Origin of the sequence: Xanthomonas axonopodis pv. maculifoliigardeniae (genome assembly GCF_041519315.1) — a bacterium.
Classification (GTDB): Bacteria; Pseudomonadota; Gammaproteobacteria; order Xanthomonadales; family Xanthomonadaceae; genus Xanthomonas; species Xanthomonas euvesicatoria.
This window is the reverse complement of sequence record NZ_CP167998.1, coordinates 3199783-3218662: the sequence shown is the minus strand read 5'-3', so window position 1 is coordinate 3218662 and position 18880 is coordinate 3199783. Positions and strand designations below refer to the sequence as shown.

Sequence of the window (18880 nt, the reverse complement as noted above, 5' to 3'; positions counted from 1 at the left end):
GCCTTCCGCGTTATGGGAAGTCCGCGCAGGCATTGGCCGGTTTCGGCAGAACGGCGGCAAGAGCCACGCGTGTGTCACGCGTGCTCGGAGGCGCGGGTCGTACGTGCAGCGCCCCTCCATCGCAGGCGTGCGCGCAACGCATGGAGTGGGTGCGCCGTCCATGCGTTGCTTCCGGCTCGCGACATCCACCTTACGACAGCAGCGTGACCTCTACGGCAGGTTGTCGGCATCCCGGCAGCGCTAGGCTGATGTGCGATTGCGTCCCTTCTGCTTGGCGCGATACAGCGCCGAATCGGCATCGTGCACGATGGCGTTGGGGCTCAGCGGCGCTTCGCCCGGCTCGAAGGTGGCTGCGCCGATGCTGACGGTGACGTGCGCGCTGGTGGGGCTGGACAGGTGCATCAGGCCGAGCTCGGCGACCGCATTGCGCACGGCGTCGGCCAGGCGCAGCGCGCCGGCGGCATCGGTATGCGGCAGGATCATGCCGAACTCTTCGCCGCCGTAGCGCGCGGCGAGGTCTTCGCTGCGGCGCGAGCAGCCGGCAATGGCGCCTGCGATCAAACGCAGGCAGGCATCGCCGTTCACGTGGCCATAGGTGTCGTTGTAGAGCTTGAAGTGGTCGACGTCGATCATCAGCACCGACAATGGCGCCTCCAGGCGAACCGCGTCCTGCAACGCACGCGATAATCGGTGGTCGAAGGCGCGCCGGTTGGCGATGCCGGTCAATGCGTCTACCCAGGCTTCGGTGCTCAGCTTGGCTTCGTTGCGATGCATGCGGCGCAGTTGCAAATCCAGCCAGATCCCCACGCCCAGCAGCAGGGTGCAGCCCAGCGCGGCCACCACGATGCGCTGGCGCGCGGCTTCCCGCCAGTTCGCCAACGCATCGTCGACCGAAACGCCGGTGAGCACGGTCAGCGGATAGGGGCGCGCCGGTGCAAAGCTGGAGATGCGCTCCACGCCGTCGATCGGCGAGCGATAGGTGGCGGTGCCGTGCTTGCGTGCGCGCATGGTCACGTAGATCGACGTCCCCGCGATCGAGGTGCCGATCACGCCCTGTTTGTCTGGCCGGCGCACCATCACGATGCCATCGTCGTTGGTCATGCCGATGGTGCCGTGCGGGCCAACTTCGAAGGTGCTGTAGTAGCTGTGGAAATACTTCAGCTGCAGGGTGACCAGCACCACGCCGGCGAACTCGCCGCCGGGGGCGTTGAGACGGCGGCTCAAGGTCAGCACCCAGGAGCCGTCCGAGCGGCTTTGCACGGGCGGGCCGACCAGCGACAAGGCGTCGCGATGGTCGCGGTGGTATTTGAAATAGGCGCGGTCGGCGTTGTTGTGGGTCCTGGGGGTGCTGTCCAGCGACGAGCTCACCCAACTGCCGTCCGCGGCATAGATGAAGATGCCATGCAGGCGATCGGAGCGGCGCGCTTCGCGCACCAGAAACTCATGCATCGCAGAACGCGCCGCGCTGGAGCCCTGGTCGTGTTCGACCCGCGACACCAACCCGGACAGCACTGCGTCGGCAATGGACAGGGTGTCGCTGGCATGCTGCGCCAGCGAATTGGCCAGATTCAACGACTGCGCCTGTGCGCTACGCAGCGCGGTCGCGCGTTCTTCGTGGATGGACCAATACTCCGAGCCGAGCAACAACATCCAAGACACAGTCAGTACGAAATGCAGCGCGATGCGCTGAGCACGTTGCCGCCGCCGCTTGCTTGTTGACGTCACTGTGGCTACCTGTCTGGATACCAGGGCGATGCAACCGCCGTGCCAGCCTACGCGTCGCGGCACGCGTGCCTAGGTGCAGCAACACGTGCAATGACAGATCTGTGATTGCTGCCTCACGTTGTATGCAACAGCCCGCTTGCCCGCATCGTTATGCGCGTTGGCCGCTGCAGCAGCGCTCGCTGCAGCGCTTCACCACGCACCGCGACAGATGTCAGAGCCAGCTCGACTGCGTTTGCGTAACGGGCAGCATGCTATCCCGGGTACTGAATCACGCTCAGGAGTTCCCCATGCACGCCATTCGTCTTCGCCATCCCGCCGCCATCGCATCGCTGCAGTCGGTTGCACTGCCCGATCCGGGGCAGCCTGCACGCGATCAGATCCGCGTCCGCCTGCATGCCAGTTCGCTCAATTTTCATGATCTGGGCGTTGTGCTCGGGCAGATGCCGACCGCAGACGGGCGTATTCCGATGTCCGATGGCGCCGGCGTGGTGGAAGCAGTGGGGCCGGAGGTCGACGAGTTCGCAGTGGGCGATCATGTGGTGTCCACCTTCTTCCCGCAGTGGCTGGACGGCGAGCCCTTGCATGCCGGTTTTGCCACCACCCCAGGCGATGGCGTCGATGGCTATGCGCGCTCGGCGGTCGTCGCCGACGCGCAGGCATTCACCCATGCGCCCCGCGGTTACAGCCATGCCGAGGCTGCGACGCTGACCACTGCCGGCGTTACCGCGTGGCGCGCGCTTGCGGTCAATGGCGGGCTCAAGGCCGGCGACAGCGTATTGGTACTAGGCACCGGCGGCGTGTCGATTTTCGCGCTGCAATTTGCCAAGGCGATGGGTGCGCGCGTGATCGCCACTTCCTCATCCGACGAGAAACTGGAGAAGGTGCGAGCGCTCGGCGCCGACCATCTCATCAACTATCGGCAGCATCCCGAATGGGCGGCGCAGGTCCTGGACATCACCGAAGGGCGTGGGGTGGACCATGTGGTCGAGGTCGGTGGCCCGGGCACGCTGACGCAATCGATCCGTGCAGCGCGCGTAGGTGGGCATATCGCCTTGATCGGTGTGTTGACCGGTGCCGCTGGCCCGGTTCCGACTGCCGAAATGATGGGGCGCCAGCAACGCCTGCAGGGGTTGGTCGTTGGCAGCCGCAGGCATCAACAGGACCTGGTGCGCGCACTCGACAGCTTGCCGCTGCGGCCGGTGATCGATCGCAGCTTTGCGCTGGATGAGATCGGTGAAGCGTTCGCGCTGCAGAAGGCCGGTGGGCATCTCGGCAAGATCGCGCTGGAGTTCTGATCCAGCCCGCGGTACTGAGCGCGGGCGATGCGTCCGCAGCGCCGGCGCGTGAATTCCGTAGTTCGACGTGTGCAAGGGCCGCCGCCTGCATGACGCTGCTGGCGAGCGCAACCAATACTTCTCGAGTTTCGTTCGTTCGCAGCCCACGGCGGCCAACCAACGTGCTGCACGTGCACATTCCAAGAACTGTTCGGCCGGCCCGTCCGTCTCCAACGTCATCGGCGCATGGGCCTGGTTACTCGCAGTGATGAGCGTCTTTCATAGGCGCATGCAGCACCCAGCGCTAATGCGGGCAAAGGCGGCTACTAGAATCGGGCAATACACCGCTTCACGCCCGCAGGCGCCACCGCGCACTCACGCGCTTGTGACCGGCAGCGCTGCACATTGATTGAGAACTGTAAAAGCCAGCATTGTTGGAGATGCCAGCCATGAGAGACATCAAGATGACCCGTCGCGAGGTATTGATCGCAGGAACGGCATCGGCAGCCAGCGTTGCCGCAACCCAGTCGATGGCCGCCACCGCCGCCACTGCGATCTCGCAGCGGCCGGCAACCGAGCCTGCCAATGCATCCAGCCAGGTCGCTTTCGAGGTGAACGGCAAGCCGGTCGCTCTGACGCTGGATAACCGCACCACCTTGCTGGATGCGCTGCGCGAACATCTGCATCTCACCGGCACCAAGAAGGGCTGCGATCACGGCCAGTGCGGCGCCTGTACGGTCATCGTCGACGGGCAACGCATGAACGCATGCCTGTCGCTGGCAGTGATGCACGAGGGCGCCAAGTTCACCACGATCGAAGGGTTGGGCACGCCGGACAAGCTGCATCCCATGCAGGCGGCGTTCGTCAAGCACGATGGCTACCAATGCGGGTATTGCACGCCCGGGCAGATCTGTTCGGCAGTGGCGGTGCTGGACGAGGTGAGGCGCGGGATCCCCAGCCATGTCACCGAAGACCTCACCGGAAAGACCAAGCTCACCACACCCGAATTGCAGGAGCGCATGAGCGGCAATATTTGCCGCTGCGGTGCGTATTCCAACATCGTTGAAGCCATCAACGACGTTGCCGGAGGCCGCGCATGAAGGCCTTTAGCTACGAGCGGGCCACCTCGCCAGCAGATGCGGCAGCCAAGGCCGCGCGCCAGCCCGGTGCCAAGTTCATCGCAGGCGGGACCAACCTGCTCGATCTGATGAAGCTGCAGATCGAAACGCCGTCGCACCTGATCGATGTCAACGGCCTGAGCCTGGATACCATCGAGGCCACGCCTGAGGGCGGCCTGCGCATCGGTGCATTGGTGCGCAACACCGATCTGGCGGCCGACCAGCGCGTGCGCCGCGATTACGCCGTGCTGTCGCGCGCATTGCTGGCCGGTGCCTCGGGACAACTGCGCAATCGCGCCACCACGGCCGGCAACCTGCTGCAACGGACGCGGTGTCCCTATTTCTACGACACCAATCAGCCGTGCAACAAGCGACTGCCTGGCAGTGGCTGCGCGGCCATCGGTGGCTATAACCGTCAACTGGCAGTCATCGGTGCCAGCGATGCGTGCATTGCCACCCATCCCAGCGATATGGCCATTGCCATGCGCCTGCTTGATGCCGTGGTGGAAACGGTGCGCCCGGATGGGCAGACGCGCGCCGTGGCCCTGTCCGAGTTCTATCGCGCACCGGGAACGACGCCGCACCTGGAAACCGTGCTGGAGCGCGGCGAATTGATCACTGCCGTCACCTTGCCCAAGCCGCTGGGTGGTACGCACGTGTACCGCAAGGTGCGCGACCGTGCCTCGTATGCTTTCGCCCTGGTGTCGGTGGCCGCCGTCGTCCAGCGCGATGGCAGTACACGCGTCGCAGTCGGCGGCGTCGCGCACAAGCCATGGCGCAGCGAAGCTGCCGAAGCCAGAGCGAAAGAGGGTGCCCGCGCCATTGCGTCCGTGTTGCTCGACGGCGCACAGCCCACCGAACACAACGCATTCAAGGTGCCGCTGGTCGAGCGCACCTTGACCGCGATCCTGGCCGACACGAGGGCCTGATATGAAATTCGACACTCCCGCCGGCACCAATCCCATCGATCAGCTCACTGTCGTCGGCAAGCCCGTCGACCGTATCGACGGGCCACTCAAGACCACCGGGCAGGCACCGTATGCCTACGAACATCACGACTTGCCGGGCCAGCCCGCTTACGGGCATGTGGTGGGCGCAGGCATCGCCAAGGGCACCATCCGCAGCATCGATCTGAGCGCGGCGCGCAAGGCGCCGGGCGTGCTGGGCATCGTGACCGCGCAGAACGCAGGCAAGTTGCAAAAGGGCAAGTTCAACACCGCCAAGCTGTTGGGCGGCCCCGAGATCGCGCATTACCACCAGGCCATTGCCGTGGTGGTGGCGGAAACCTTCGAGCAGGCGCGTGCGGCCGGCCAGTTGATCAAGGTCGATTACGGCCGGCACGTTGGCGCCTACGATCTGGAAAAGGCCCGTGCCGGCGCCAAGGTGACCAAGAAGGGCGACGCGCCCAACAGCAATGTCGGCAACTTCGACGCTGCCTTCGCTACAGCGCCGGTGCAACTGGATGCCCAATACACCACACCGGATCATTCGCACGCGATGATGGAGCCGCACGCATCGATTGCCATGTGGGATGGCGACAAGCTCAGCGTGTGGACATCCAATCAGATGATCAATTGGGGTGCCGGAGATCTGGCCAGGACGCTGGGCCTCCCGCGCGAAAACGTGCGGATCATGTCGCCGTACGTCGGCGGCGGTTTCGGCGGCAAGCTGTTCCTGCGTGCCGATGTAGTCCTGGCATCGCTGGCCGCGCGTCAGGTGGGACGTCCGGTCAAGGTGATGTTGCCGCGGCCGCTGATCGCCAATAACACCACCCACCGCCCGGCCACGGTGCAACGCATCCGGCTTGGGGCCGGGCGCGACGGCAAGCTCACGGCGATTGCGCATGAAAGCTGGTCGGGCGACTTGCCCGACGGCAGCCCGGAAAACGCCGCTGCACAAACGCAATTGCTCTACGCCGGTGCTAACCGCCTGATTACGACCCGTCTGGCAGTGCTCGATCTGCCCGAAGGCAATGCCATGCGCGCGCCGGGCGAGGCGCCGGGATTGATGGCGTTGGAGATCGCCATGGACGAGATGGCCGAAAAGCTCGACATGGATCCGGTCAAGTTCCGCATCGTCAACGACACCCAGGTGGACCCGGAAAATCCGCAACGCCCGTTCTCGCAGCGTCAGCTGGTCAAGTGCCTGGAAGATGGCGCAAAGCGATTCGAGTGGTCCAAGCGCAAGGCCAGGCCGGGCAGCACGCGCGACGGTCGTTGGCTGGTCGGCATGGGCGTGGCGGCGGCATTTCGCAACGCGCCGGTCACGACCTCCGGCGCGCGCATGCGGCTGGAGCAGGGCGGGCGCGTGGTGGTGGAAACCGACATGACCGATATCGGGACCGGCTCCTATACCATCATTGCGCAGACCGCTGCGGAAATGCTCGGGGTCCCGCTGAACTGGGTGGATGTGCGCCTGGGCGATTCGAGCTTTCCGGCCTCTGCAGGCTCCGGTGGGCAGTGGGGCGCGAACAGTTCCACCGCAGGCGTCTATGCGGCCGCAGTCAAGTTGCGTGAAGCGGTGGCCAGGCAATTGGGCCTGGATCCGGCCGCTGCCGAGTTTGCCGATGGCTATGTGCGCGCCGGTGGCAAGCGCATTGCGCTCGGCGATGCCGCGGCCAGTGGCGCGCTGGTGGTGGAAGACAAGATCGAGTTCGGCGACCTCAGCAAGACGCATCAACTCTCCACGTTCGGCGCGCATTTCGTCGAGGTGGGCGTGGATGTGGCCACCGCCGAAGTGCGCATCCGGCGCATGCTTGCCGTATGCGCCGCAGGACGCATCCTCAATCCCAAATCCGCACGCAGCCAGGTCATCGGCGGCATGACCATGGGTGCCGGCGCGGCACTGATGGAAGAGCTGGCAGTGGACAAACGCCTGGGCTTTTTCGTCAACCACGACCTGGCCGGCTATGAAGTGCCGGTGCATGCGGACATCCCGCATCAGGACGTGGTGTTCCTGGAAGAAAGCGACCCGCTATCGTCGCCGATGAAGGCCAAGGGCGTGGGTGAGTTGGGCATCTGCGGCGTGGCAGCAGCCATCGCAAATGCGGTGTACAACGCAACCGGCGTGCGTGTGCGCGACTATCCGGTGACCCTGGACAAATTGCTGCCGCACCTGCCCGAGATGCTGCGCGCGTGAGCGCGGTGGTTGCCCCGGTCGCGCATGCGCCGCCGGCGTGGCCGGCATGGCCGGGCTACGCGTTGCTCGACGATTTGTTGCCAACGTTGAGCGCATGGCAGCGTGCAGGGCAGCGCGTGGCGATGGCGACCTTGATCGATGTGCAAGGCTCCTCCCCACGGCCGTTGGGAAGCGAGATGGCCATCAGCGCCGATGGGAGCGTGGCAGGCTATGTCTCAGGCGGCTGCGTCGAGGCGGCGGTGGCACATGAAGCCATGGCAGCGCTGCGCGATGGTCAGCCGCGCTGGCTGGATTATGGCGAAGGCAGCCAGGTGCTGGACATCCAGCTCAGCTGCGGCGGGCGCATCGGCGTGCTGGTGTGGCCGGTGCCGGATCTGGGCGAGCACCTCGCACGTTGGCGTAACGCGCGCCAGCATCGGCGTGCATTTCATGTGGCCTTGGATCGTGCGTCCGGCACGGTGCGTTACCTGGCAAATGCACAGGACGCGCGCGCGGGCGAATTCGTGCGCAGCCATCGTCCGCCGTTGCGGCTGGTGCTGGTCGGCGCCGACCCATCGCTGCTGGCGCTGGTGTCGTTGGCCAGCCAGATGGGCATCGACGTGCGCGTGTTGCGGCCGCATGGTCCGGGCGAACCGCCGCCGGGCTTGGCGCCCGAGCACTACGACCGACGTGCGTTGGGCGATGCGCTGCAGGACCTGCACCTGGATGCCGACACCGCGCTGTATAGCCTGGCCCACGATGCCGAGATCGACATGCAGGTTGCGCAGCGCGGCTTGGCGTCCCCTGTCGCCTGCATCGGCATCCTTGGCAGCCGGCAGAAGCGCGAAGGTCGCTTGCAGGCCTTGCGGGCGCTTGGGTATGGCGATGCCGCGCTCGCACGCCTGCGTATGCCGGCGGGCTGGCGCATGGGGCGCTCGTCACCGCACACCATCGCGCTCGGCATCATCGCCGAAGCCACGCAAGCGGTGGTAGATCTACAGGCCGTTACCGCAAGCCGATAAGTCGCTGGCTGCTCCTGCCGCGTGCGTGAGTCATCAAGGCGCATCGCAGCCGGTCGGGTCGAACACAGCTGCTTTCGAGCACTATCGTGGCAGGCCTCCGACAGCACGCTGTCATCTGCATCGCCATGGGCAGGCCTTGGCCAATGCATCCACAGCGCACGCCAAGGGTAGTCACCTTGCACGCACAGCCGGCGCTCTAGGCTGCAGCTGTCTTCCATTCAAGCAGCACGTCGCCATGACCCTTGCTCCGGATCGCCACGTCGACGTATCGCGCGATGCTGTTCGCGTTAGCTTCTTCGCCACCCACCATTCCGCACGTGGTGACGACGTCGGAAAGCGCCACGCTCCCGCCGTCTGGCAACCAGCGCCGCACGCTGCCGCCACGCCGGCAGCGTGCGGCGCATGAGTGGCGATCACGCCGCACTGGTGCTGGGCGCCGGGGCAGGGCGCCGGCTTGGCCGCTCGAAGCAATTGCTGATGCGCGATGGCGAGCCGTTGCTGCATCGCGCCGCTCGCATTGCGTTACTGACTGCGCCACGCCGCTGCGTGGTCGTGCTGGGTGCCGATGCTGATGCGTTGAGCGAGGTATTGCAGGATCTGGATGTCGAAATACTGCGGCACCCCGATTGGTCCGAGGGCATGGGCTCCAGCCTGGCCGCGTTGCGCCGGCATGTGCAGGGCGACCCGGCATTGCGACGCAGCCTGATCCTGGGGTGCGATCAGCCTGCGCTGGATGCCCCGCATCTGCGCTCCCTGCTGGAAGAAGCCGATCGCGCCGTCTCCGGGTGTGCAACCAGTGGCTACAGCGGCGTGCGCGGCATTCCCGCGGTGGTCACGCATGCGGCCTGGGCGGATGTGCCATTGCAGGCCGATAGCGGCTTGCGGGGCCTGTTCGCCAGCCTGGACATGCAGAGCCTGGGGTGCGTAAGCGCCCCGGCGTTGGCATTGGATATCGACACGCCGACGGATCTGGCCGCCGCGCAGCAGCGCGGCTGGGTCGATGCGGACTGAGACGCCGTGACGGGTACGCACGCAAATCTCTGGCAGCCTGGGTCCTGACACGATCGGCGCCGGCCGCACCGTCAGCGGCAGGCACCGTCACTGCACGCACGCTGACGTGACCGGTGCCGATCACCGACACCGGTCCAGGCGCGTTACCTCTTTTTTGCAGCCCGCCAACCGACATGCCTGGCCGACGCGCTCAACCGTGCAACAGCCTTACGACCACAGCACGACCGCTTCCCTGATCACCAACACATAGCCAATGACCATGGCGGTCTTGACCGAAAACTGGAATTTCCTAAGCAGATGCATGCAACCCCTCCCCAGAGGCAGTCTTCAAGAGCGACTGATCACCCACTGCGCACCGTCCACGCCCGTCTGACGGTTGCTGATGACGCGGCGTTCACCAGTCCTGACCGAATGTAGCGCTGGACGTGATGTGTGTCACGTAAGAATTTTCCTACCGACCTGCCAGTGTCAGCCCGACGGCATTGGCATGCATAAAAGAACATCCTGGCTATGCCGGACGCGGGGCCATTGGCTACTCTCCCGCGGCCCCTTGAGTAAGGGCACGCCGGCATACCGGACGGGAGAAGGCGTTCCCATTCCTCGCGCATCGCGGCCCCACGCCCCATGCGCCTTTGCTCGACCGCTAGACGCACTGGCCGGAGGCCTGATGGACGAGTCTCGTTATGTCGTACGCATCCACCCCGCACAGGGCGGCTGGTGGGTAACCCGCCCGCACTGGTCGCCGCTGCGGTATTTGCGCGAGCAGGGCGCCCTGGACTTTGCCGAATGGATGGCAAAACTGCACTGCCTGACCACCGGCCAGCCCAGCGGCGTGGTGGTCAACACCGGCGGCGGCGATCAGGTGGTGCGGCGTTACGGCTGAGGCCGTACGCAACGCAGTCGCTTGCTGCAGTAAACCATTGCCCACGGTGGTGGCTGTCCGCAGCTGTGCGGGGTTTGCGCAGACGTCCGGGTCGGCTAGATTCGAGGTATCGGCCACCTGGGTCCGGTCCGCGCTCTGGCGGCTACTTCTCTGGATGTCCGCCTGTCGTGAATGCTGCCGGTGCTGCGCTGATTCGAAACGATATCGTCGTGTTCGGCCTGATCGCCGCCACCCTGGGCGCGGTGTTCTGGACGTCTGCACGGGAGCAGGGGTTCTGGCGGCGTTTCTACGCGGTGGTGCCGGCCTTGTTGCTGTGTTATCTGCTGCCCGGCATCTACAACACGGTCGGTTTGATCGATGGTGCCAACACCCGGTTGTACAACCCGATCGCCCGTGACGTGCTGCTGCCTGCGGCATTGATCCTGCTGACCTTGAGCATCGATCTGCGCGCGATCCTGCGGCTCGGCCCCAAGCTGGTGGCGATGTATCTGGGCGCATCGCTGAGCATCATGCTGGGTGCGGTGGTGGCGTTCTGGGTGATGCGCTGGCTGCATCCGGCCACCGTGGCCGGCGATACCTGGGCCGGCATGGCAGCGCTGGCGGGCAGCTGGATCGGCGGTGGCGCCAACATGCTGGCGATGCGCGAAGTGTTCGATGTGGACGCAACCACGTTCGGGCAGTTCGCGGTGGTCGATGTCGGCGTGGGCTATGTGTGGATGGCGGCGCTGATCTTCCTGGCCGGCCGCGCGCGCAAGATCGATGCACGCAGCGGTGCCGACACCCGGGCGCTGGATGCCTTGCAGGAGCGCATGGCGCGCTTCCAGGCCGAGCATGCGCGCATTCCCAGCTTGGCCGACTTGATGGTGATCGTGGCGGTGGCATTCGGCGGTGTCGGCCTTGCGCATGCCCTGGCCAATCCCCTTGCCGCGTGGTGCAAGGCGCAGTTGGATTGGGCCAGCCAGTTCAGCCTGGACACGCCGTTCGTGTGGGTGGTGGTGCTGGCGACCAGCCTGGGCCTGCTGCTGAGCTTTACCCGTGCGCGCACGCTGGAGGGCGCGGGCGCGTCCAGGATCGGCACCTTGCTGCTGTATTTCCTGATCGCATGCATCGGCATGCAGATGGATCTGCTGGCGCTGCTGGACCGGCCATGGTTGTTCCTGCTCGGCCTGATCTGGATTGCCGTGCACATTGCCGTGTTATGGGGGCTTGGCCGGTTGTTGCGGGTGCCGTTCTTTTATTTTGCGATCGGCTCGCAATCCAATATCGGCGGCCCGGCCTCCGCGCCGGTGGTTGCCGCGGCATTTCACCCGGCTCTGGCGCCGGTCGGTGTGCTGCTGGGCACGATGGGCTACGCCACCGGCACCTATCTAGCCTATCTGGTCGGCATTACCTTGCGGGCGATGGCAGGCGCTGGATAACTCGCGCCGCAATCTGCAACGCCACGATGAAGCGACCGAGCGAGGTATCACACCGCTGTGCAATCGCCAGTGCGGCTGGGCTGGGCGATGCTCGGCGTTGCGCCATGTGCCGCGCCTGGCATGCCGCTTCTGCGCACCGTGCGCGATTGGCTGACGACTCCGATGACACGGTGTCGGCCATGTCGCGCCGCGGTTCGAATACGCGCGCTAGTCTCAAAGACACGCTGCACTGCGCGAAGCCGACAGCGATCGCGCGCAAGACCTTGACGCGCTGCTGCCAGCCGCGTGCAGGCGAAGAGTGGCCCGCGACATTGCGCGGGCCACTGGCGCCTTACTGCTGAATCACCCGGCGCTGCTCTTCCTGCTGCTGCGGCGGCTGCTGGGTGTGTTGCTGATTGTGCTGGTGCAGCTGGCTGACATTGGTCTGCGCCGGCTCGTTGGCTGCCGATGCCGTCTGCACATGGCTGCGCAGATGGGCCGGGTCGTCCATGCGCCCCTGCACCGCGATCAGGCTGTCGCCGTCACGGTTGGGCACCAGGTGATCGATACGTTGCAAGCCATCGTTGCCTGCACGCGCGGCCACGCTGGCAGCGGTATTGAGAAACGCGGTGTCGTCGCGCAGCCCCAGGCGGTCGCGTTGCCCATCCAACTGCACCACCGCGTCGTTGAATAGCTGGCTGCCGGGCTGCAATGCGGTGCCGCGCGCCTGGTCCTGCAACTGCATGTCCTGCGCCTTCATCACCGAATCGATGCCGTGCAGATCCAGCCGATGCTTGAGCATCATGCCCGGCACCAGACGCTGGCCGAAGGACAACGGGTCCGGTTCGGGCAGTTCGATCTGATGACCGGCCGCATTGGGCATGGCCCATTTGAGCGGGATGCTGTCTTCCTGCAGATGGGTCAGGATTTCGTTCTTGACGTGGTAGCCGCGGATCAATTCGCTGTTGGCGTAATCCTTGGCCGCCGATGCATCCAGACCTTGGCGCTCCAGCGTGCGGTCGTTGACGCCGGCGGCGTTATAGGTCACCGCCGGAATGTCGTTGACCATTGCCGATGCCGCGGCCAGACCGCCGCCCAGCGAATGCCCGCTGATCACCACCTGGTCGCCGAACGCCTGTTTGGCCTGGCTACCGAGCTGGATCGCTGAAGCGTATTGCGCATCGTCGAAGCCCAGGCCCTGGCCGATGTTGTGCTTCCAGTCCTTGCCTTCGTCGGTGCCGCAGAAGCCCAGCACCACCTGCCCCTGATCATTGCGATAGAACGCGGCATCGAAGCCGCTCTTGGCGTCGTGCAGCAGGGCAGGGTCGATGCCTGCCTGCTGCAGCGCGCGGTCGTCCATGCGCGACCAGCCATTGGGCAGGGCGGCAAAGGTTTCGGCACCGCCTTCGCGTCGCTGCGCGGCGGTGGCGTAAAGGTCCTGCAGCATCGCTGGAAGCTGGCGGTCTTCCGGATGCGGTTGTTGCCCGCGCATCGATTCTGCGAACGGGGTGGAAGAAGAGGATTCTGACGGGCTCATGCGCGGCTCCTTGCGTTCGTCATGCGAAAAGCGCGCTTAGCGGCTGCTTTCCACGGGAATGTTATGGGCGTTCAACCACGCGCGTACGTCCGACCTGACCTGCTGGCCGCTGGCGTTGAGCAGGCGGTCCGGCGTGGTGAAGAAATACGCCTGGAAGGTCTTCTGCTGGGCATTACGCACGGTGGGATCGACACCGGCCTTGAGCAGGGTGAGCACTGCAGGGCTGGCTGCGCCACTTTGCGCCGCAAGGTGCAGCAGGCTGTTGCCGGTGTGGTCGACGCGCTGTACATCTGCACCGGCCTTGATCAGCAAATCGATCTGCGCATCGCGCTTGCTCTGCACCGCGCGAAACAGCGGCGTCCAGCCCGCCCGCGCGCTGACGACATCGATCGGCGCCTTGTGCTGCAGCAGGATCTGCAGATACTGCGGGTCTTGCGCCATGGCGGCCATGTGCACGACCGTTTCCTGGTCCATGCCGGGGAGCGATGGGTCTGCACCTGCATCGAGCAATGCGGCCAGCGCGCGCGGTTGTTCGTTCCAGATTGCCCATTCGAGCAAGGTGACGTTTTGATCGCCATGCGCGGCGAGATCGACAGTGGGGGCGAGTGCCTTGATCCGGGCCACATCACCGTGCGCAATGGCCTGGGCGATGTCGGTCAGGGCGGGGTCGCGGAAGGCGACGGTGTGGTCCTGCAGCGTAGCTGACATGGTGGTTTGCTCCTTGGCACCGGGCGAGGCGGTGCATGAGACCGCGAAAAACGAGGTCGCAAGAACGAGCAGGGCGGGGAATCGCGGTTGCATCGAAATCTCCTTCTCCTGATCGCATTCCTGATGACGCTGCAGCAAGTCCCGCCGCAGCGGGGCAGATCCTAGCAGCTGGAAAAATCGCTTGCGGTAAGATTTCGTGACATGGCTTTTTGTGACATGACGGTACGGCTTGTGACATGACGGTGCTGCGGGCCGCATGCTCGGGGCCGCCTGTCCTGATGGTGCGCGTGCTGCAAGCGGCGAAGTGTCCATCGCCACAGCCTGCTGCCCCACAGCCGACGGTCACACCCGGGCCGGCATAATGGCGCTTTGTGAGCAGATGGGTGCGATGGCGTACGAGCTACTGATCAGTGACTGTGATGGCGTTCTTGTCGACAGCGAGATACTGGCCGACCGGGTAATGCGTGAGGCGCTGGCATCTTTCGTGCCAAGCGAGCCGCTGGAACAGCTGCTGGAAACCACCTTCGGGCAGACCACGCGCGAGGTGCTGCGGCGGGTGGAAGAGCGCTTTGCATTGCAGTTGCCAGAGACTCTGCTCGCGCAGATCCAGGCGCGTAGCGAGGCCTTGATCCAGTCGCAGGTGCAGCCGATCGCAGGCGTACGCGAGGCGTTGGAGCAGATTCCACTGCCGTTGGCGGTGGCCTCCAATAGCCGGCGCCACAATGTGATTGCCTCGGTGGAACGGGCCGGGCTCACCGCACGCGCGGCGGGACGTATTTTCAGCGCCGACATGGTGGAGCGGCCCAAGCCGGCACCGGACGTGTATCTGCTGGCGGCACGCACCGCCGGAGTCGCGCCGCAGCGTTGTGTGGTCATCGAAGACAGCCCCACCGGTGCAACCGCGGCCGTGACGGCCGGCATGCAGGTGCTGGGGTTTACCGGTGCAAGCCACATTCCACCGGGGCATGGCGACACCCTGCGCCGCATTGGTGTGCTTGAAGTGTTCGACGACATGCGCGATTTGCCTGCGCTGTTCGCGCGGTTGGCGCAAAAGCGGGCTGGGTAAGGCGGCAGCTTGGTGAGGGGGGGCGGTGTCATGGGTACGCAGTGGACCCGTCCCGCAAGCGGCGAGGACACCGCGCCGCAAGGTGTTCGGTTGTCTTGTCGAAACATGCGTAACGACCAACGTGAGAGGGCCCGCAGCCAACGCGCGGGTAGTGTCCTGCAATTGATGGATTGGACGTTGCGATCCGTCCGAGTGATCGCGATTCGGGTCGTCGCCCAATCTTGACGCATTCAAAAGCTGGGTCGTCGAGTGCGCGGTGTCCTCGCCGCTTGCGGGACACGCCGTGAACCCGTCCATGGGAGTCGTTGGCGGCATCCATGCCGCCAACGGTCCCGCAAGTGGCGAGGACACCGCACTAGACAGTTGACTGACGCCTGGTGAAAGCAGCTCGCTGCCGCGAACAGGTTCCTGCAGGCGTCGATTGGGTCTTTGCTGTGGATCGATCGGCCATCACATCGACAGGCGCTGCGACGAGCGAATGCGCCATTACGTGATTCGTTTTATCGAGTTGCGGTCGAGCCAACGCAACAGGGCGCGATTCGCATCGCGCCCTGCTGCGGTTCTACCTCTTGATCAGCCGACGACCGGCCAGGCAATCAACCGTCACCGATCAACAACAGCGAAACCCACTCTTGCCGCCATAGCGCGCATCCTGGCGCTCGCGGAAGAAGGCGGGGTAGTCCATCACCGGTTTGTCGGGATGCTTTTCCAGCATGTGGCGCACGTAGTTGTCGTAGTCGGGGATGCCGCAGCACAGCCGCGCGGTCTGGATCAGACGCCGCCAGATGCGGCGATGCGCCTGATAGTGACTGGCCAGGACGAGTTGCGTGCCCATTACAGGTCTGCCATCTGATGCGGCTGCAACGCCACGTACGGGGTTTCGCGGTCGGTGCGCTGCGGGTTGCGGCGTGCTGCCACGATCGTCTTGATCGAATAGATCAGGATCGAGCCGACCACGAACAGGAACAGCACGGTCAGCCCGGTGTTGACATAGGCATTGGTGACGATCTGCTGCATCTGCGGCACCGTCTTGGCCGGCGCGGTGATGGTGTTGCTGGCGATGGCCGCCTGGAACTTGTGCGCCTGCGCCAGGAAGCCCTGCGCCGGGTTGCTGTCGAAGATCTTGATCAACCCCGCGTACGTGGTGCACAACAACAGCCACAGCGCCGGCACGATGGTGACCCAGGCGTAGCGGTCGCGCTTCATCTTGAACAACACCACCGTACCCAGCATCAACGCGATCCCGGCCAGCATCTGGTTGGAGATGCCGAACAACGGCCACAAGGTCTGGATGCCGCCGAACGGATCGATCACGCCGGTGTAGAGCAGGTAGCCCCACAGCGCCACGCAACCGGCGGTGGCGATGATGTTGGCGGTCCACGACTCGGTCTTCTTCAACGCCGGGATGAAGTTGCCCAGCAGGTCCTGCAGCATGAAGCGGCCGGCGCGCGTGCCGGCGTCCACCGCGGTCAGGATGAACAGGGCTTCGAACAGGATGGCGAAGTGATACCAGAACGCCATGGTGTCCTCGCCCGGCAGCAACTGGTGCAGGATCTGCGCGATGCCCACCGCCAGCGTAGGGGCGCCGCCGGCGCGCGCCAGGATGCTGTGCTCGCCGATATCGCGTGCCGTGGCCTCGAGCACCTGCGGTGTGATCGAGAAGCCCCACTCGCTGATCTTGGCAGCTACTGCGACAGTGTCGGTGCCCACCAGCGAGGCGGGGCTGTTCATGGCGAAGTAGATGCCCGGCTCGATGATCGACGCGGCCACCAGCGCCATGATCGCCACGAACGATTCCATCAGCATGCCGCCGTAGCCGATGTAGCGCATGTGGCCTTCGTTGGCGAGCAGCTTGGGCGTCGTGCCGGACGCGATCAACGCATGGAAGCCGGAGACCGCGCCGCAGGCAATGGTGATGAACAGGAACGGGAAGATGCCGCCCTTCCAGACCGGGCCATCGCCGGTGGAGGCGAATTGCGTGAGCGCCGGCATCTTCAGGTCCGGCATGACAACCAGGATGCCGATCGCCAGGGCCAGGATGGTGCCGATCTTGAGGAAGGTGGACAGGTAGTCGCGCGGTGCCAGCAGCAGCCACACCGGCAGCACCGAGGCGACGAAGCCGTAGCCGATCAGCATCCAGGTGATCTGCTTGGCGGTGAAGGTGAAGGCCGGGCCCCAGGTCGGGTCCGCGGCCACCTTGCCGCCTAGCCAGATCGCCCCCAGCAGCAGGATCAACCCCACCACCGAGATCTCGCCGATCTTGCCGACGCGGATGTAGCGCATGTACACGCCCATCATGATCGCGATGGGCATTGTGGCGATGACGGTGAACATGCCCCATGGGCTTTCCGCTAGCGCCTTGACCACCACCATCGCCAGCACCGCCAGGATGATGATCATGATTAGGAAGGCGCCGAACAGGGCGATGGTGCCGGGCACCTGGCCCATTTCCTCGCGCACCAGATCGCCCAGCGAGCGGCCGTTGCGACGGCTGGACAGGAACAGCACCACGAAGTCCTGCACCGCACCGGCGAACACTACGCCCACCACCAGCCACAGCAGGCCGGGCAGGTAGCCCATCTGTGCGGCGAGCACCGGACCGACCAAGGGCCCGGCGCCGGCGATGGCGGCGAAGTGATGGCCGAACAGCACGTGCTTGTTGGTGGGCACGTAATCCAGGCCGTCGTTGTTGGCGACCGCCGGGGTGGCGCGGGTGATGTCCAGCTGCATCACCTTGTCGGCGATGAACAGGCTGTAGAACCGGTAGGCGATCAGATAGATCGACACCGCGGCCACCACGATCCATAACGCGTTGATGTGCTCGCCACGCCGCAGCGCAACGGTACCCAGGCAGAACGCGGCCAGCAGCGCCAACGCGCCCCAGGCCAGCTTGGAGAACCCTTTCATGCATGCCCCTCAGGAACGATTCGTTCAAGGGTCCCCCCACGCCCGGCTGCGGTCAATGCCAGGCGGGCGCAACGGGTTAAAACTTTGGTCGTAGGGTGCTGCGGTCATAGATCGGTTAGAGCGCTGGCACGCTGGCGGCGTTTGGAACGATCGGTTGCAATGGTCGCGGTTGGGCGGCGGCCCGCGCGCACCCATCATTGGCGCTTCGCCACAGGGCACAGGGACAAGCGATGAGCACCACGACCACCACAGCAGCGCACGTACTGCGCACCATTCGCGGCATGCCGACCTCCGACGGGGCCGGGGTCAAACTGACCCGCGTCATCGGCACCCAGCAGCTGCCGGAGCTGGACCCGTTCCTGATGCTGGACGAATTCGGCACCGACAAGGCCGAAGACTATCTGGCCGGTTTCCCCAGCCACCCGCATCGCGGTTTCGAGACCGTGACCTACATGCTCGACGGGTGCATGCGCCACAAGGACAACCACGGCAACGAAGGCCTGCTGACGCCGGGCAGCGTGCAATGGATGACCGCCGGTCGCGGGCTGATCCATTCGGAAATGCCGGAGCAGGAATCCGGGCGCATGCGCGGCTTTCAGTTGTGGGTAAACCTGCCGGCGCGCGAGAAGATGACCGATCCCAAGTACCAGGAGTACGCACCCGACCACATTCCGGTGGCGCATCCGGCGCCCGGCGTGACGGTCAAGGTGATTGCCGGTGCGGTCGGCGAGGTGGTCGGGCCGATCGTGCAACCTGCAACGAGCCCGGTGTACCTGGATATCGCGTTGGAGCCGAACGTGGAATGGGAGTATCAGCTGCCCAGCGGACATAACGCGTTCGCGTATGCCTTCGAGGGCGCGCTGACGGTGGGCGAGAGCGACACCGCGCGCGTGTTGCCGGCGCAGCAGCTGGCCGTGCTGGGTGGCGGACAGCGCCTGCGCCTGCACGCCGGTGCCGACGGTGCGCAGCTGATCCTGGTCGCGGGCCGCCCGCTCAACGAGCCGGTGATGCGGCATGGCCCGTTCGTGATGAACACCAAGCAGGAGCTGATGCAGGCGTTCGTCGATTTCCAGGAAGGCCGGTTTTGAACCGGCCCGCGTACGACAACAGGAGCC

15 protein-coding genes are annotated in these 18880 nt (G+C 65.2%); 10 read left to right on the top strand and 5 right to left on the bottom strand.

What is annotated here, in order from left to right; translation table 11 throughout:
* Window positions 1-240 precede the first annotated feature (240 nt).
* Window positions 241-1788, bottom strand: a complete 1548-nt coding sequence (locus tag ACDH77_RS13910) for a sensor domain-containing diguanylate cyclase (RefSeq protein WP_218560231.1) — start codon at window positions 1786-1788, stop codon at window positions 241-243.
* A 224-nt stretch (window positions 1789-2012) separates the two neighbouring features.
* Here ACDH77_RS13910 and ACDH77_RS13905 point away from each other — a divergent pair, with 224 nt between their 5' ends.
* From ACDH77_RS13905 to ACDH77_RS13870, 8 genes are all read left to right on the top strand, one after another.
* The gene (locus ACDH77_RS13905; RefSeq protein WP_372353504.1) at window positions 2013-3020 is read left to right on the top strand and encodes an NAD(P)-dependent alcohol dehydrogenase; all 1008 of its coding nucleotides are present in this window, start codon (window positions 2013-2015) and stop codon (window positions 3018-3020) included.
* Between the two features lie 428 nt (window positions 3021-3448).
* Window positions 3449-4099, top strand: a complete 651-nt coding sequence (paoA, locus tag ACDH77_RS13900) for an aldehyde dehydrogenase iron-sulfur subunit PaoA (RefSeq protein ID WP_372353503.1) — start codon at window positions 3449-3451, stop codon at window positions 4097-4099.
* Window positions 4096-5046, top strand: a complete 951-nt coding sequence (locus tag ACDH77_RS13895) for an FAD binding domain-containing protein (RefSeq protein WP_071117639.1) — start codon at window positions 4096-4098, stop codon at window positions 5044-5046. The genes paoA and ACDH77_RS13895 overlap by 4 nt, the downstream gene beginning before the upstream one ends.
* A 1-nt stretch (window position 5047) precedes the next feature.
* On the top strand, window positions 5048-7255 hold the full coding sequence (paoC, locus tag ACDH77_RS13890) for an aldehyde oxidoreductase molybdenum-binding subunit PaoC (RefSeq protein WP_126952683.1): 2208 nt from the start codon (window positions 5048-5050) through the stop codon (window positions 7253-7255).
* Window positions 7252-8256 (top strand): XdhC family protein, encoded by a 1005-nt coding sequence (locus ACDH77_RS13885; RefSeq protein ID WP_109291352.1) that lies wholly within the window; start codon window positions 7252-7254, stop codon window positions 8254-8256. The genes paoC and ACDH77_RS13885 overlap by 4 nt, the downstream gene beginning before the upstream one ends.
* A gap of 402 nt (window positions 8257-8658) precedes the next feature.
* The gene (locus ACDH77_RS13880; protein ID WP_057681453.1) at window positions 8659-9267 is read left to right on the top strand and encodes a nucleotidyltransferase family protein; all 609 of its coding nucleotides are present in this window, start codon (window positions 8659-8661) and stop codon (window positions 9265-9267) included.
* 667 nt (window positions 9268-9934) lie between these two features.
* A complete protein-coding gene (locus ACDH77_RS13875) occupies window positions 9935-10150 on the top strand; it encodes a hypothetical protein (RefSeq protein WP_372353502.1) in 216 nt (71 codons plus the stop codon).
* A 167-nt stretch (window positions 10151-10317) separates the two neighbouring features.
* Entirely contained in the window at window positions 10318-11568 is a 1251-nt protein-coding gene (locus ACDH77_RS13870) for a DUF819 domain-containing protein (RefSeq protein WP_011348089.1), read from the top strand.
* A gap of 331 nt (window positions 11569-11899) precedes the next feature.
* On the opposite strand, the gene ACDH77_RS13865 is transcribed toward ACDH77_RS13870, so the two are convergent.
* Window positions 11900-13084, bottom strand: a complete 1185-nt coding sequence (locus ACDH77_RS13865) for an XVIPCD domain-containing protein (protein ID WP_184419907.1) — start codon at window positions 13082-13084, stop codon at window positions 11900-11902.
* Between the two features lie 36 nt (window positions 13085-13120).
* Complete coding sequence (locus ACDH77_RS13860; protein WP_029819871.1) at window positions 13121-13930, bottom strand: ankyrin repeat domain-containing protein; 810 nt, start codon at window positions 13928-13930, stop codon at window positions 13121-13123.
* 223 nt (window positions 13931-14153) lie between these two features.
* Here ACDH77_RS13860 and ACDH77_RS13855 point away from each other — a divergent pair, with 223 nt between their 5' ends.
* Window positions 14154-14858: an HAD family hydrolase gene (locus ACDH77_RS13855; RefSeq protein WP_008572438.1), complete on the top strand. Its 705-nt coding sequence runs from the start codon at window positions 14154-14156 to the stop codon at window positions 14856-14858.
* A 610-nt stretch (window positions 14859-15468) separates the two neighbouring features.
* Here ACDH77_RS13855 and ACDH77_RS13850 read toward each other — a convergent pair.
* Both ACDH77_RS13850 and ACDH77_RS13845 read right to left on the bottom strand, forming a co-directional pair.
* Entirely contained in the window at window positions 15469-15693 is a 225-nt protein-coding gene (locus ACDH77_RS13850) for a YbdD/YjiX family protein (RefSeq protein ID WP_003488133.1), read from the bottom strand.
* Complete coding sequence (locus ACDH77_RS13845) at window positions 15693-17765, bottom strand: carbon starvation CstA family protein (protein WP_008572442.1); 2073 nt, start codon at window positions 17763-17765, stop codon at window positions 15693-15695. The genes ACDH77_RS13850 and ACDH77_RS13845 overlap by 1 nt, the downstream gene beginning before the upstream one ends.
* Window positions 17766-17995: 230 nt before the next feature.
* Between ACDH77_RS13845 and ACDH77_RS13840 the strand changes: the two genes are divergently transcribed.
* Entirely contained in the window at window positions 17996-18853 is an 858-nt protein-coding gene (locus ACDH77_RS13840; protein WP_014090644.1) for a pirin family protein, read from the top strand.
* Window positions 18854-18880 lie beyond the last annotated feature (27 nt).

Bases quoted from the DNA above. Each gene is read 5' to 3' on its own strand.
- ACDH77_RS13875 (WP_372353502.1), top strand. From the start codon at position 9,935: ATGGACGAGTCTCGTTATGTCGTACGCATCCACCCCGCACAGGGCGGC.
- ACDH77_RS13865 (WP_184419907.1), bottom strand. From the start codon at position 13,084: ATGAGCCCGTCAGAATCCTCTTCTTCCACCCCGTTCGCAGAATCGATG.
- paoC (WP_126952683.1), top strand. From the start codon at position 5,048: ATGAAATTCGACACTCCCGCCGGCACCAATCCCATCGATCAGCTCACT.
- ACDH77_RS13845 (WP_008572442.1), bottom strand. From the start codon at position 17,765: ATGAAAGGGTTCTCCAAGCTGGCCTGGGGCGCGTTGGCGCTGCTGGCC.
- paoA (WP_372353503.1), top strand. From the start codon at position 3,449: ATGAGAGACATCAAGATGACCCGTCGCGAGGTATTGATCGCAGGAACG.
- ACDH77_RS13840 (WP_014090644.1), top strand. From the start codon at position 17,996: ATGAGCACCACGACCACCACAGCAGCGCACGTACTGCGCACCATTCGC.
- ACDH77_RS13850 (WP_003488133.1), bottom strand. From the start codon at position 15,693: ATGGGCACGCAACTCGTCCTGGCCAGTCACTATCAGGCGCATCGCCGC.
- ACDH77_RS13855 (WP_008572438.1), top strand. From the start codon at position 14,154: ATGGCGCTTTGTGAGCAGATGGGTGCGATGGCGTACGAGCTACTGATC.
- ACDH77_RS13880 (WP_057681453.1), top strand. From the start codon at position 8,659: ATGAGTGGCGATCACGCCGCACTGGTGCTGGGCGCCGGGGCAGGGCGC.
- ACDH77_RS13905 (WP_372353504.1), top strand. From the start codon at position 2,013: ATGCACGCCATTCGTCTTCGCCATCCCGCCGCCATCGCATCGCTGCAG.
- ACDH77_RS13895 (WP_071117639.1), top strand. From the start codon at position 4,096: ATGAAGGCCTTTAGCTACGAGCGGGCCACCTCGCCAGCAGATGCGGCA.